Below are 14,237 nucleotides of genomic sequence, written 5' to 3'. Positions count from 1 at the left end.
TGTCAGTTAATGCAAGTTTTGGGGGTTCGTAGTTGCTCTTTAGGGAAGATAGCACAACTATCAATCAAAAGGCCACGAATTTATCGATATGGTAGATCATCTGATACTTTGGGCAATCTAAAAGAGGGGATTGTGTAAGTGTGATTGGCGCTTCGCGATCGCTCTCAAGGGCGGTGAGGAGACAGCCTAATCGCCACTCAGATCAAGTTCTGCTTCTAAATTGTGTTTGAGCAAACTTGCTACTATCCAAAAATCTCCGAAACCAGCGATGAGCCTATCTATCAAACATCTCAAATTATGTAGAAGCGTTATATCTCCTAAATCTAAAAAAAGATGGCTTGGTAGCCTTGCTCTACTATTGTGTACCTGGAGTTATTGGATACAACCTGCTCAAGCAGAAGGTAGCCGTACATTATATCCTAGTTCTTCTCCTGCTGGTAGTGCCAGAGCTAACCTAGAATGGCGAACTGACCAGTACGGTGGTATTGTTACACGCAGAACTTTACTAAAGGTATACGCAAATCAAGGAGAGTATATTCTTTTAGGTTCCAGTGCTGTAGGGCAAGGCAGTGCTGATATTCTAGTTTTCAATCCTGGTCAAGTTAGCGGAAGTATTGGCAGTGAAATCATCCCAGCAACACCAAATTTTAAATGTTCCTCCCAACCTGGTCAAGGATATATTTCCAGCCGCACTCAGGAATTAGCAGGTCCACAGTCTATTTCTGGTAGTGGTAACACCAGTGGGTATATACCGTGTTATTACAAAGCTCCATCCACAGGCATTTACGACGTTGTTTTCTATGGAACTGATGGAAGTAACTCTAATGTAAATGGTGGAGTGACCGCTGATATTAATCTCGTAAGCTCCAAAAACTTTGACACGAGTCAGGGAAGTAGTGTTGCAGCTTGGGATGTGACGGTACGCAGTAGCAATCAAGACTCCATAACTGATTTCAATGGGCGATTGTTCACCTACTATTTTGCCTTATTCACAGGTAATAATGGTCTTCCAGTTTACTTCTCAACCTACCCGGTTACAACAGATGGTTATCAATATAAAGTAACTCTTAGAGGAACAGATCCCAACGGGTTTGTGATTTATGGTAATCAGGTGGGCTTTTTCGACAGCGACGGTAAGTCGATTCTTTATCACGACGTTATTGGTCAAGATGCTCAACTTTCAAGTCCTGACGGAGGTACTAGTCTATCTCGTCCACAGTATCCTACTTTCTTCAATCCTCTTGATTCAAATGTGCTTCCATACCTAAACCGTTATCGAGCAGATGGTACATTGGACGGAGTTGGTATTTCTTCAACCCCGATTTTTCCGACTGTCAACTCCGTAAATTTTACAGGCACTGCTGGAGGTAACAATAGTAAATATTCTACTGGTGGTACTTTTACTTTTAACAGTAACATTTCAGGTAATTACGTCATTATCATCAGCCGTGATGGCACGAATTTTGATCCAACTAATTCACAAAATCGAGTTTTAATCGGAGCATTACTAACTTCCGGAGCGCAGTCAGTTTCTTGGAACGGTAAAGATAATAGTGGTAACTACTTCCCTAGTGGTAATAACTACAAAGTCAGCATGAAAATTCATGCCGGAGAGTATCACTTTCCTATGCTGGATGCTGAAAATAATTACTTTGGTGGTCCGACTATTACGCTACTAAATGCAACCAATCCGCTAGGAAACACAACAGGGTTTTATGACGATCGCGGGTATACAACTGTTGGGGGTACTAATGTTGGCACTCCAGGTAGTGCACTGTGCGGTATTAATCCACCTACCATACCTTACAGTGACCCGATTAATGGATTTGATACCACAACTAACCAGCGAGCATTTGGCCAACAAGGCAATAATGGTAATGCTAACACTAAATGTAATGGCTCCTTTGGAGATACCAAGGGGTTAGATCTATGGACGTATTTTCCAAGCAGTGCTAGTAATACTGTACTGAATATCGTACCCCCTAGTACACCTAAGCTGCTGTTAGTCAAACGCATTACTGCGATTAACGGTGTTTCTTTTAATCAGTTTGTTGATGACCCTAATAGTGTAGAAGATAATGATTCTAACTGGCCCAGTCCAACATCTACATACCTGCGCGGTGTGATTAATGGCGGAATTGTTAAGCCGGGAGATGAGTTGGAATACACCATCTACTTTTTATCGAAAGGTACGAACGACGCTACGAATGTCGTTATCTGTGATCCTATACCCAACAATACTACTTTCATCCCTAACACCTTTAATAATTTAACTCCTACAGATGGTGGTTTACCAACAGCCGCTCAGGGTATAGGGCTTGCGCTTGACTCTACAAAGTTGCCAACTAACCCAAGCTTTTATCTGTCAAATGTTGCTGATTCTGATAGGGGTCAGTTGTTTGCACCAAGAAAAACACTACCTACAGCCTGTGGTAGTAACAATAATACTAACGGCGCTGTAGTTGTCAATCCTATCAAGAGTCCTAACATTCTCCCTCGTGCAACTGCTCCTGGAACTCCAACAAATTCTTACGGGTTCATTCGCTTTCGTGTTAAAGTCAACTGATGCCACCACTCACGGGAGGAATTAACACGACTTCATCCCCATCTTGTAGAATCGTGTCTGATTCGACAAATTGCAAATTAATACCGAAACGCGTAACTTCCCTCCATTTGGCGAGTTCCGGATGTTCGTTAATTAGGCGATCTCGCACCGCCACAACTGCTGTTTCTTTAGGTAATTCTAGCACTATTTCCGGAACTCCGTAAGCTTCCTGATATGCTGCAAATAACTTGATGCTAACTGTGATAGTAGAATGAGACATAATTGCCTTGTACTAACAATAGACAGGGTGAAACAATAGCTTTATAGTAATGGAACAAGCAAGGAACTGCGCTCTTTGCGTAGCGTCTCCTTCAAATGATAGTATAAATTTTAGCAAGTTTATATTACAGGGAATTGCACAAGCACAAAACGTTCAATTAGTGCAAATCAAAAAAAACCGTAAAGGACAAACTGTGTTCGTTCCTGTGAAATAGGATCAATAGTCATATACCTTACCCTTTTGCCGTATTGGAATGTTAATAACAAACTCTGAACCTTGTCCTGATGTTGATAGACAGGTTAGCTGACCCCCGTGTTTTTCAATTATTTGATAGCTGATAGCCAACCCTAAACCAGTACCCTTCCCAACAGGTTTTGTCGTAAAAAAGGGATCAAATATGTGGGGTTGTATCTCCTTAGAAATACCAGGTCCGTTGTCTGCAATACTAATTTTTATCGATGAATTAGTGTCATCCTGATCAATATCTTGAGGCTGAGTAATTTCAGTACGAATCTTAATTTTAGGTGTTGAGGCTTGGTCTTGCCAACCCACTTCTAATGCATCAATTGCATTGACAATTATATTTAAAAATACTTGGTTCAACTGACCTGCATAACATTCCACCAAAGGTAAATTTTCATATTCTTTAATAATTTCAATTGTCGGATAATTATTTTCTTGTAGCCGATGTTGCAGAATTAATAATGTACTATCAATCCCTTGATTAATATCCACTGGCTTCATGTCAGATTCATCGAGCCGTGAGAATTTACGCAACGACAAAACAATTCCACGAATACGTTCAGTTCCTACCCTCATCGAAGACAAAATTTTTGGTAGATCTTCAATTAAATAGTCTAGATCAATATCTTCAGCTTGGGATTGAATAACTTCCGGGGGTGAGGGATAATACTGCTTATAGAGGTAAATCAAGTTGAGTAAACTTGTGGTGTAGTCAGTTACATGGCTTAGATTGCCGTGAATGAAGTTAATAGGGTTATTAATTTCATGCGCCACCCCAGCAACCATTTGACCGAGACTAGACATTTTTTCAGTTTGAATTAGCTGAGCTTGAGCAAGCTGGAGATCACGCAGAGTTTTTTCTAAATGGGTTGCTTGTTGTCGAGATTGCGCCTCAGATTCCTGCAAAGCTGCATTCAATTTAGCAAGTTCATCTACTTGATGCAGAACAATATTAACGACTGCATTCCTTAGTTGAAGAGCAGCTTCAATTTCACATTTTTTCCAAGGTAATGACTTTAATCTAACAGTTTCTTTCCATAAATCAAACGATTTACGAGGAGATAAACCCCAACGACCACCACTCGTTGATTTAGTCTCTTGATTAGGATTTCCCGCCCAATTTACGGTTTGAATAACTTCAGTTCGAAACCATAAGATGTAGTTCTTTTGGTTCCGGGATATTAAAATTACTAGTAACCCACTAGCTATATCTTTAAACTTTTCGGCTTCTTTATAAAGACTTGACAGAAAATTTGTATAAAAAACCTCTTCTTGTAAATTATTTTCTAACCATTCAAGTAAGCGCTTTAAATCTTTTCCCTGCGGTGTTTTGCCAATTTGAGTGCAATTCCCGTCAAAACACACTACAGCACCTTGAGCATTAACCAAGTCTAGTAAATTAGGCTTATAATTAACTAACCCTTCAATAAAATTTTTTGCTTTAGACATATATTCAAGGATTTTCACTTGAATATTTTTTAAATCGAATTTATATTCATAATCTTCACTATCTTCCTTAGAAGTGAGTTCTAAGGACATAACCTGACCGAGAAATTCACAAGCTTGTCGCACTTCATAAGAAATAAATTTAGGTGAATGATGATGGCAAGCAATAAGTCCCCAAAGCTTGTCATCTTTAATTAAAGATATCGACATGGATGCCTTAACACCCATATTTTGCAAGTATTCTACATGAAATGGAGATACACTCCTTAAAACAGACAAACTCAAATCAACTGGACTATTAGTAATAGGATTAACACTTGGTATAATTTCCACAGGTCTATAATTGACATCCGCTATCAACCTTAACCAATTTAAACAATATAGTTTTCTTGCCTGTTTAGGTACGTCCGAAGTTGGATAGCATAAGCCTAAAAAAGAACTCATATTTTGTAGTTTATCTTCAGCAATAACAGTTCCATGTCCTTCATGGTCAAATCGATAAACCATGACTCGATCAAAACCATTAAGGCTACGCACCTCTTTAACCATAGTTTGACATAAATCATCTAAAGTTAAAGCATTTTGCATTTTAGAAACAGCGGCTCTAACTAAATCAAAAGAATTTAAATAATAAATATTTTCAGAAAATCTTGAAAGCTCTAATTCTAAAATTAAAATTCCATTTCGACGATGAAGAATACCATCAAATAATAGATTTCTATTTGATAGACTTATTGATAATTTTATTGGGTTTCTCGCTAAAAAATCTTTTTGGTTGATAAACATTTTTATCAATTCTACATAATATTTATCAAAAATAATATCCAAAGAATGGTCTATTAATTTATCCGCAGATAGACCAAAAAATCTGAACGTATTGTTACTAACTTGTAATATTGTTAACTCTGGTTCCTTTAAGACGAAAAGTAACCCGTGAGGTTGAATTGAACCAGGAATGTGAATAGGTTCATTATCACAATCGTTGAAGTCAACGTCTTGTGTTATTATTTCGTAATCACTCATTTTTTAGGTTAGTCTAGACAACTGTGATCATAAGTTGTCACTCTGTTTGGTTAATTGTAATCAGAAAATATACTTAAAGTTCAGTTATTTATAGGGGAAACAGCGCCAAATAACTCCAAGATCCTATTTATTTTTTTTTAAACTCAGTAAATTTAACGAATATTCCTAGCACATCTATTAACTAAAGTTGGAAAGCACCTATCCCGAAGACGTGAGATACGGTGTTGGGTGTAGGAAAACCCGTCCAGCGGGCTGGTTCTCTTACACCCTATTTTTTATCAAAAAATCTCCTCCAAAATTTGGAAATCTCGCTGTACCTCTAGCCAAAGGGTTTTGTTGTTGGGGTCTGTCTTCAAAGCTTTCTTTAGATAAATTTTAGCTTTTGGAAACTGGTTTTGAGCTATTAACTCTCGTCCCCAAATTTGATATGCTATAGCTTGCCACTGGCGCACTTCCGCATCTTCTGGTAAACGTTGTGCTAAAGCCTCTACCAGTGAGATCGCCACTGGAAACCTTCTTTGTTTCAAAAACACCTGCAACTGCTCATAAGTTTTCCACTTTAGCCCCTCCTCTATTTCAGATAAATTAGGTGGCTTCGGTGTTGGCGTTTCTTGTGGTGTCTGTCTAGGTGCTGTTGAGTCACTGAACTTTTGGTCTGTTTCTTCTGGCGATACTACCTGCAGTAGCAGCTTGTATGCCTCAGTCAAGGCAATAAATTTTTCTTTGGCTTGACTGTCATCTGGGTTAATATCGGGGTGATACTGTCGTGCCAACCGACGATAAGAAGCTTTGATGTCGGCAAAAGCAGCTCCCGATCTTAAACCTAATAAACGGTAGCAATCTCCAAGATCCATCTTTGATCTATTAGAAGCGCGAATATCTGCTATCAATTTACCGTATAGGAGCGAACCCATACGGTATCTTATAGCTTAAGGCTTGAAGTCTCAATAATAAAGAGTACATTTTCAATTTAAAGTTCACGCTTCACAGTTTATTGGTAACTTGTTAGCAGTTGTTCCTTGAAACAACCACTAACAACTTCGCTAACTAGTACGGCGCGCCGTAGATAAAGCAACCATTTCAAATAGCCAGAAGCCTTGATTTATATATAAAACTTTTGACTTTTGACTTTTGACTTTTGATTTTCGCGCAGCGGTGCTATGGACGTTCTTCAATCACACGGTCAATCAAACCGTATTCTTTAGCTTCTTGGGCGGACATGAAAAAGTCACGATCCATGTCTTTTTCAATCTTTTCCAAAGTCTGACTTGTGTTATTAGCGTAAATTTGATTCAACTGACGACGAATCCGCAGAATCTCTCTAGCCTCAATTTCAATGTCAGTGGCTTGTCCACGGGTACCACCAGAAGGTTGGTGAATCATAATCCGTGAATGAGGCAATGCTAAACGTTTGCCTTTGGTTCCACCAGCTAATAGGAAAGATCCCATAGATGCTGCTAAACCAACACAAATTGTTACCACATCTGATTTAATGTGTTGCATTGTGTCATAAATCGCCATACCAGATGTTACGACACCACCAGGAGAATTAATGTATAGAAAAATATCTTTACCTGGATCTTCAGAATCTAGATATAACATTATGGCGATGATTTCGTTAGCAAGCCGATCATCAACATCTTCCCCTAAGAAAATAATCCTATCACGGGCAAGACGACTGTAGATGTGAATCCATTGGGTGAACTGTTCCCCTGGTAGTCTATAAGGAACGCTAGGGTAGCCAATAGGCATAATAATTTACTCCCTTAGTCAATAGTTATCTTTAAACAAGGAGTCAGGAGTCAGGAGTCAGAAGTCAGAATCAATACTGGCTCCTCCTGACTCCTGTATTCTGACTCCTGTATTCTTCCTATCTAAATGACTCCAGCCGGTAATGGAGGATTAGCAAGTTCTTCTTTTTCAAAAACTCGGTCTATCAAACCGTAGTCCCTAGCTTGGTGGGGAGTCATGTAGAAGAGACGATCCATATCCTTCTCTATCTTTTCTTTGGTTTGTCCCGTATTGCGAGATAGAATATCTACCATCGTCGCTTTATTTGCTAGAACTTCTCTTGCTCGGATCTGAATATCCGTTGCTTGACCTTGGGCGTAGCTCTTAGGTTGGTGCAAAATAATGGAAGCGTTAGGTAAACTCGCACGGCAATTTTTTGTCCCTGCACTTAAAAGCATAGCTGCCATACCCATCGCTGAACCGATGCAGATGGTATATATAGGAGGCTTGATATATTTGATTGTATCATAAATCGCGAAAGCTTCGGTCTCAAAGCCTATTGGGTCACCACTGTAGCCAGAAGTACCAGTCGAGTTAATGTATATTTTGATTGGTTTTTCTGGATCATCAGACTGCAAATACAGCAGTTCCGCGATTATTAGTTTAGTTACCTCTGGAACTAAGGGAGCTCCCAAATAGACAATTCGCTCCTTTAATAATAATGAAGGTAAATCTGGCGGTGGTGTCCGGTAGAAGTTATCGCCATAATAAGGGGCTTGAACACCCTTGATGGGAGAATTGTCCATAGGAACTGCTGCCTAAATAAGTGCCGTTAACTGTAATACATCCTAGCGCGAAGAACAACGCTGTTGAAGGTGTGGATTTCTCTCTTTGGGCATGGGGCATGGGGCATGGGTACTACTGAAGGTTCGACTACCTACTTCTCTGCTTCCCCTGCTTCCCCTGCTTCCCCTGCTTCCTCTGCTCCTCTGCCCCATCCCCTATGCCCCATCCCCCGTTTCTCTTACCCATTGTTCAATTATTTCACTGATACTTGTACCTTTTGTTTCAGCCATAGTTTTTAGTTTTTCCCAAACCGTCGGTGTTAATAGCACAGTATGCTTTGTTTTGATTTCATCGTGGAGATATGGAATATTTTTCTGTCCTTTTTGACCTTTTCTCGTTGACATTTTTAGCTAAAACGTGTAAGCTAAGGCAAGAATAGCAAAATAAAAGAGGTGATGTCAACTCTTCAGGGTTATTTGAATGGGAGCTAAATTAACTTTGGATTAGGTCAATGTACATAGGCAAATAGTCTGAATTAATTGCCTAATGTAGAAAGTGGCAAAAGAAGAGGGATTTAAGATAAGTTTTACGTAGAACTCATCTAACGGGATGAAGTTATTTATAAAAATATGTATATCCTGGATAGGAAAATAGGGTTATGAAGGTTAGCTTGCAGCCAAAGCTAAATGACGAGAACTTAGATGCCAATCAACCAAATAGTCAACGTCAATTGGCAATTTCAATTTCTGCGATCGCAGAAGTCACAGATCGCAGTGCTCCTCTAAATTTATGTCTAATCCTTGATCATAGCGGATCGATGAACGGGCGGCCTTTAGAAACTGTTAAAAAAGCGGCAAACCGTATTGTTGATAGTCTTAACCCTGGCGATCGCCTCAGTGTTGTTGTTTTTGATCACCGTGCTAAAGTCTTAATACCCAATCAAATAGTCGAAAACCCAGAGCGGATTAAACAACAAATTAATCGTCTTTCTGCTGATGGTGGTACTTCTATTGATGAGGGATTACGCCTAGGCATTGAAGAATTAGCGAAAGGAAAAAAAGAGACAATTTCTCAAGTGTTTTTATTAACAGATGGTGAAAACGAACACGGAGACAACAATCGCTGTTTGAAATTTGCCCAACTGGCAACTAATTACAATTTGACTTTAAACACTTTAGGATTTGGCGACAATTGGAACCAAGATGTTTTAGAAACAATAGCAGATGCTGGTGGTGGAACACTCTCTTATATTCAGGAGCCAGATCAAGCAATTGCCGAGTTTAGCCGTCTTTTCACCCGTATTCAAACGGTGGGCTTGACTAATGCTTATTTGCTGTTCTCTCTGGCTCCAAATGTTCGCTTAGCAGAACTCAAACCCATTGCTCAGGTTGCTCCAGACACCATCGAATTACCAGTACAACAAGAATCTAATGGTAGATTCTCCGTGCGTCTAGGAGATTTGATGAAAGATGTAGAACGAGTAGTATTAGCAAACCTTTATATAGGACATTTGCCACCTGGGAGACAGATGATTACCGAGTTGCAAGTCCGCTTTGATGATCCTACCTTAAACTATTCTGGGTTACTTTCAGACAATGTTTTAGTTGAGGCAAATGTGGTTGGAGCTTACCAACCATCTTCTGACCAAGACGTACAGCAGCATATCTTAGCATTAGCAAAGTATCGACAAACCCAGTTAGCCGAAGTCAAACTGCAACAAGGAGATCGCTCAGGTGCAGCAACAATGTTGCAAACGGCTGCAAAAACTGCCCTCCAAATGGGCGACACAAGTGCAGCAACAGTTCTACAAACTTCTGCAACCCGTCTGCAAGCCGGAGAAGAACTATCAGAGAGCGATCGCAAGAAAACTAGAATTGTTTCAAAAACTGTTTTACAAGACTCATGAAAAACGGCGAGGAAATTTACTTCTTGGAGGGGTGAGAGGAATTGACGCCTCGCCGTTTTGGGCATAGGGCATAGGGCATAGGGGATGTAATATATATGGTGGGATAGGCTATGCCCAGCCTAACTTTTAACTATACAAAAAGCATGAAAACTACTGGAATTCATCATGTAGCGATTATTTGTTCGGATTATGAGCGCTCAAAAAAGTTTTATGTAGAAATTTTAGGTTTCTGCATCATTCAAGAGACTTTTCGCGCTCAGAGAAATTCCTATAAGTTAGATTTGCAAGTAGGCGAAAACTCTCAAATAGAGCTATTTTCTTTTCCCAATCCGCCTCAAAGAGTTAATAGTCCAGAGGCTTCTGGTTTAAGACATCTTGCTTTTAAAGTTGAGAACATAGATCAAGCCGTACTAGATTTACAATCCCACGGTATCGACGTGGAAAATATTAGAGTAGATGAAATCACAGGTAAGAGATTTACATTCTTTAAAGATCCAGATTCTCTACCTTTGGAAATTTACGAGAGTTAAGCCGAATTTAGAAAATAGGGTGCGTTAACGAAGTAACGCACCGTGTAATAGCGGTGCGTTGCTGAAATTGTTCGAAAATGCTCCTTGTGCGCCTAGCACACTCTACCGTCATGCTATTGCAGAAGCTTGAGGTTTTGCAAAAATCATACGTCCAGCGCTGGTTTGCAAAGCACTAGTGACAACCACTCGAAGTTCCCCACCAACATAATTACTACCTTCTTCAACAACAACCATCGTGCCATCGTCTAAGTAGCCGATACCCTGACTAGGTTCTTTCCCTTCCTTAAGAATTTTCAAGTCAATGTTGTCACCTGGTAAATAGGTTGGACGAACTGCGTTCACCAAATCGTTAACATTCAAGACTGGTACTTTCTGGACGCTAGCAACTTTTGATAAGTTGTAGTCATTGGTTAGAAGGGTGGCGTTAATTTCTTGAGCAAATCGGACTAACTTAGCATCTACTGTATTTATATCCTCGTAGTCAACTGGATTGATCAGGATACGATCAGGATAAGCCGCTTTAATTCTATTGAGAATTTCTAATCCTCGCCTTCCTCTCACGCGCTTTTGATCTTTGCTGGCATCGGCTACTTGTTGCAATTCCTGCAAGACAAACTGCGGTACAATAATCTGTCCTTCTAAAAATCCTGTTTCTAGAAGCGTTTCAATTCGACCGTCAATAATACAGCTAGTATCTAAAACTTTAGTATTAGCAGGTTTGAGAGTTCCTTCTACTACCAACGTTTCCACGGTGTTGGGATTAAGTAGTCTTAATAATCCTCGTCCGTGAGAATCTGCTAAGTTCATCCCAGTATATGAGAGTATAATACTGCCTACGACTGCAACTAATGGCTTAATAAAGCCAAAATCTGCTGGAATGGGTAGCAAGAATAAAGGAGCAAGCATCAAGTTAGCTATTAACAGCCCAATAACTAAGCCAATGGCGCGCGTTAAAATAACCTCCAGTGGTAATTCCCGAACTTGCGACTCAAGACGACGATACGCTGTCTGAAAACGCAGTCCAGCAGCAGCGCCAAATATCGCAGCAAAAGCTGCAACAACAAAGCGCAAAGCGTCTACGTTCGTCACGCTATCTAGTGTGCCGTTTGGTAGCAGTTCGGTGCTATAGAACCCGATAAGCGCTGCTGCCAGGATAAATGAAAAAATGATAATGGCATCAAGCATGGTTTTGTTGTTTTCCTACAACGGTGTAACCCAACAGAGCAAAGAGTCTTTACCTCGTTGGTAAAATGTATTTAGAAATAATTACGGTCATACTAAAAGCTTGGTATGACAACATCTGCAATCATTATAACCAAAGAGTTTTATGCTTTAAATTTTTAACAAAAGAACTCAGGAGTCAGGAGTCAGGAGCCAGCTTGGGAGCGCGTGAATTCTATAAGACTGGTTGTTATTGCGCTATTTAAATCTCTATCGAATTGATTCCGACTCCTGAATTATGAATTCTGACTCCTTCTTCCATAGTCTTTAATGGGAAAAGATAAGAAAATGTAAATAAAATACGTACTTTTTTATATAAAATAATTTATCCTTTATTAAAATGACAAATCGTTATTTAACTGTTAATACTGGTATTCCAAATTCTGCTTACGTACATATTCCGTTTTGTAGACGGCGTTGCTTTTATTGCGATTTTCCTGTGTTTGTTGTGGGCGATCGCTTAAGGGGTGAAACGTCTGGGAGTATCGCCCAATACGTTGAAGTTTTATGTCAAGAAATTACCATGACACCTAATTTAGGTGAGCCTTTGGTAACAATTTTCTTTGGGGGCGGAACTCCTTCACTTCTATCTCCACAACAATTGGAGTTGATATTAACGGCACTAGATAGACGATTCGGCATATCTCCTGGAGCGGAAATTTCTGTGGAAATGGATCCAGGGACGTTTGATTTAAGACAAATTCAGAAGTACAAACACGCAGGCGTCAATCGGGTAAGTTTGGGGGTACAAGCTTTTCAAGACGATTTATTGAAAGTTTGCGGGCGATCGCACTCAGTCTCCGATATCCTCGCATCTGTTGACTTGATTCATCAGGTGCAAATTCCTGAGTTTAGTTTAGACCTAATCTCAGGACTACCGCATCAAACTTTAGACAGGTGGCAGGATTCTTTAGAAAAGGCGATCGCCACTTCACCTACTCACATATCCATCTACGATCTCACAATCGAGTCAAGTACTGCCTTTGGTCGTTATTACAAACCTGGGGATCAACCTTTACCGAGCGATGAAACAACAGTAAAAATGTATCAGCTAGCCCAGCGAATCTTAACTAATGCTGGTTACGAGCATTACGAAATTTCTAATTACGCTCAGCCAGGTCATCAATGTCGGCATAATTTAGTTTATTGGCAAAATCGCCCTTATTATGGCTTTGGTATGGGTGCAGCAAGTTATGTTGAAGCTAAGCGCTTCACTCGTCCACGCAAAACTAAAGAATATTATCAGTGGATCCAAGACGGAGGTGCGATCGATTGTGAACCTACAGCATCTGAAGAAGTTTTGTTAGACACCTTAATGCTGGGGTTGCGTTTGGCAGAAGGTTTGAGTTTAGCAAAGTTAGCAGCGGATTTTGGAGAAGATAGGGTGGAGCGAATTCATACCATTTGCCAGCCGTATTATGAAAAGGGTTGGGTAAAAGTTGTGGAAGGAAGACTGCGCTTAAGCGATCCCCAAGGGTTTTTGTTTTCTAACGTGGTTTTAGCAAGCCTGTTTGAGCAGTTGTAGAATGAAAAAAGCCTTGATATATAACACTTTTGAATGAGTGACTTTCGCGTAAAGCCCTGCGCCCTGCGGGCATAGCTGCGCGTCGCACGTAGTGTCTCCGCTCTTGAGAAGCGGTACTAGTGGCTTCAAGATGAAGTTCTATGAAGTAGGTTGGTAGAATTGCGGTGTACTTGGCTCAAGGATGTACTGATACAACTATTGGGGTTTCCCAACATAAAGGACACAATACGGTAAAGACGGTGATGCACAGGGATCTCTTCCGGGATCCTTATAAAGCATCTGCCTGAAGGAATGAGGATGGGGCTCACACGGTTGCTCCTCAGAGTCTTTTGCATTTTTTCCAAAAATGTTATGGAAAAGTTTACTTTTATATTCAACACATTTACAATATCTTTATGTACACTAGTATCAATCGTGTTAAATAAAAATCTGTATTTCTATGTAGTTTTAGGAAACTTTACTGTCGTAATTCAGTAGTTATTATTCCAGTATTACGTAGTGAAGTTTACAGAAAATGCGAATGACTCAACCTGTTACTTCCGTATATCGTATTAATCAAGCGAGCAGTTGATACGCTGAGATAAAGCAAGCGACTACTCGAATAAACGAAACCTTCCCAACTTTATTTACGGAGTAACAAACAATGCAAGCTATCGAAAACAGCACACTGTTCACCGAAATCTCTGCAGAAGAATCTGCTATCGTTAGCGGCGGTGAAGCAATCGAAATCGGAGTAAGTGTACCTCAGCAAATCTTTGCTCTTGGTGCAGGCCAATATACATTCAATACAACGGGCAATGCTGTTCTAGCACTTTCAGTACTTACCACTCAGTACAACAGATCTTATGCCAGCAAAATTGATTTTGGCTTTTAATGACTAATTAAGGTCACTAACACTTATAAGCACTTAGCTAAACAAGAACTTTGAAATTTTTTACAGAGTAAAAAACCATGCAAGCTATCGAAAACAACACCTTGTTCACCGAAATTTCTGCAGAAGA

Annotated in this window: 12 protein-coding genes; 5 read left to right on the top strand and 7 right to left on the bottom strand. The window is 39.9% G+C overall.

The genetic code is table 11. The features are described 5' to 3' along the window. The first annotated feature begins 268 nt into the window (after positions 1–268). Positions 269–2,566 carry a DUF11 domain-containing protein gene (locus G4P69_RS03820; protein ID WP_208341656.1) on the top strand — a complete coding sequence of 766 codons (2,298 nt, stop codon included), beginning with the start codon at positions 269–271 and terminating at the stop codon, positions 2,564–2,566. On the opposite strand, the gene G4P69_RS03815 is transcribed toward G4P69_RS03820, so the two are convergent. The 6 genes from G4P69_RS03815 to G4P69_RS03790 all read right to left on the bottom strand — a co-directional run bounded on the left by G4P69_RS03815 (position 2,559) and on the right by G4P69_RS03790 (position 8,458). After that, the gene (locus G4P69_RS03815; protein WP_208341657.1) at positions 2,559–2,825 is read right to left on the bottom strand and encodes a MoaD/ThiS family protein; all 267 of its coding nucleotides are present in this window, start codon (positions 2,823–2,825) and stop codon (positions 2,559–2,561) included. The genes G4P69_RS03820 and G4P69_RS03815 overlap by 8 nt on opposite strands. A gap of 216 nt (positions 2,826–3,041) precedes the next feature. Then, entirely contained in the window at positions 3,042–5,537 is a 2,496-nt protein-coding gene (locus G4P69_RS03810; RefSeq protein ID WP_208341658.1) for an ATP-binding protein, read from the bottom strand. Between the two features lie 278 nt (positions 5,538–5,815). Then, a complete protein-coding gene (locus G4P69_RS03805; RefSeq protein ID WP_208341684.1) occupies positions 5,816–6,391 on the bottom strand; it encodes a J domain-containing protein in 576 nt (191 codons plus the stop codon). A gap of 304 nt (positions 6,392–6,695) precedes the next feature. Next, entirely contained in the window at positions 6,696–7,289 is a 594-nt protein-coding gene (locus G4P69_RS03800) for an ATP-dependent Clp protease proteolytic subunit (protein ID WP_208341659.1), read from the bottom strand. Between the two features lie 122 nt (positions 7,290–7,411). Continuing rightward, positions 7,412–8,074 carry an ATP-dependent Clp protease proteolytic subunit gene (locus G4P69_RS03795; protein ID WP_208341660.1) on the bottom strand — a complete coding sequence of 221 codons (663 nt, stop codon included), beginning with the start codon at positions 8,072–8,074 and terminating at the stop codon, positions 7,412–7,414. Between the two features lie 195 nt (positions 8,075–8,269). Next, positions 8,270–8,458, bottom strand: coding sequence for a hypothetical protein (locus tag G4P69_RS03790; protein ID WP_208341661.1), 189 nt, complete (start codon positions 8,456–8,458; stop codon positions 8,270–8,272). Positions 8,459–8,712: 254 nt separating this feature from the next. On the opposite strand from G4P69_RS03790, the gene G4P69_RS03785 reads away from it, so the two are divergent. Both G4P69_RS03785 and gloA2 read left to right on the top strand, forming a co-directional pair. Beyond that, positions 8,713–9,960 (top strand): vWA domain-containing protein, encoded by a 1,248-nt coding sequence (locus tag G4P69_RS03785; RefSeq protein WP_208341662.1) that lies wholly within the window; start codon positions 8,713–8,715, stop codon positions 9,958–9,960. A gap of 143 nt (positions 9,961–10,103) precedes the next feature. Further along, positions 10,104–10,490: an SMU1112c/YaeR family gloxylase I-like metalloprotein gene (gloA2, locus tag G4P69_RS03780; protein WP_208341685.1), complete on the top strand. Its 387-nt coding sequence runs from the start codon at positions 10,104–10,106 to the stop codon at positions 10,488–10,490. A 108-nt stretch (positions 10,491–10,598) separates the two neighbouring features. Here gloA2 and G4P69_RS03775 read toward each other — a convergent pair whose 3' ends face one another. Continuing rightward, entirely contained in the window at positions 10,599–11,675 is a 1,077-nt protein-coding gene (locus G4P69_RS03775; RefSeq protein WP_208341663.1) for a PIN/TRAM domain-containing protein, read from the bottom strand. A 376-nt stretch (positions 11,676–12,051) separates the two neighbouring features. Between G4P69_RS03775 and hemW the strand changes: the two genes are divergently transcribed. Further along, complete coding sequence (hemW, locus tag G4P69_RS03770) at positions 12,052–13,236, top strand: radical SAM family heme chaperone HemW (protein WP_208341664.1); 1,185 nt, start codon at positions 12,052–12,054, stop codon at positions 13,234–13,236. Between the two features lie 643 nt (positions 13,237–13,879). Further along, the gene (locus G4P69_RS03765) at positions 13,880–14,110 is read left to right on the top strand and encodes a hypothetical protein (RefSeq protein ID WP_208348562.1); all 231 of its coding nucleotides are present in this window, start codon (positions 13,880–13,882) and stop codon (positions 14,108–14,110) included. The last annotated feature ends 127 nt before the right edge of the window (positions 14,111–14,237 follow it).

The organism is Aetokthonos hydrillicola CCALA 1050, assembly GCF_017591665.1.
In the GTDB taxonomy this organism is placed as follows: Bacteria; Cyanobacteriota; Cyanobacteriia; order Cyanobacteriales; family Nostocaceae; genus Aetokthonos; species Aetokthonos hydrillicola.
Note: the sequence above shows the minus strand (reverse complement) of the source record. Positions and strands in the feature narration are given on the sequence as shown.

Coding starts and splice junctions, on each gene's coding strand:
- G4P69_RS03765 (WP_208348562.1), top strand. CDS start 13,880: ATGCAAGCTATCGAAAACAGCACACTGTTCACCGAAATCTCTGCAGAA.
- hemW (WP_208341664.1), top strand. CDS start 12,052: ATGACAAATCGTTATTTAACTGTTAATACTGGTATTCCAAATTCTGCT.
- G4P69_RS03800 (WP_208341659.1), bottom strand. CDS start 7,289: ATGCCTATTGGCTACCCTAGCGTTCCTTATAGACTACCAGGGGAACAG.
- G4P69_RS03785 (WP_208341662.1), top strand. CDS start 8,713: ATGAAGGTTAGCTTGCAGCCAAAGCTAAATGACGAGAACTTAGATGCC.
- G4P69_RS03790 (WP_208341661.1), bottom strand. CDS start 8,458: ATGTCAACGAGAAAAGGTCAAAAAGGACAGAAAAATATTCCATATCTC.
- G4P69_RS03810 (WP_208341658.1), bottom strand. CDS start 5,537: ATGAGTGATTACGAAATAATAACACAAGACGTTGACTTCAACGATTGT.
- G4P69_RS03805 (WP_208341684.1), bottom strand. CDS start 6,391: ATGGATCTTGGAGATTGCTACCGTTTATTAGGTTTAAGATCGGGAGCT.
- G4P69_RS03795 (WP_208341660.1), bottom strand. CDS start 8,074: ATGGACAATTCTCCCATCAAGGGTGTTCAAGCCCCTTATTATGGCGAT.
- G4P69_RS03775 (WP_208341663.1), bottom strand. CDS start 11,675: ATGCTTGATGCCATTATCATTTTTTCATTTATCCTGGCAGCAGCGCTT.
- G4P69_RS03820 (WP_208341656.1), top strand. CDS start 269: ATGAGCCTATCTATCAAACATCTCAAATTATGTAGAAGCGTTATATCT.
- gloA2 (WP_208341685.1), top strand. CDS start 10,104: ATGAAAACTACTGGAATTCATCATGTAGCGATTATTTGTTCGGATTAT.
- G4P69_RS03815 (WP_208341657.1), bottom strand. CDS start 2,825: ATGTCTCATTCTACTATCACAGTTAGCATCAAGTTATTTGCAGCATAT.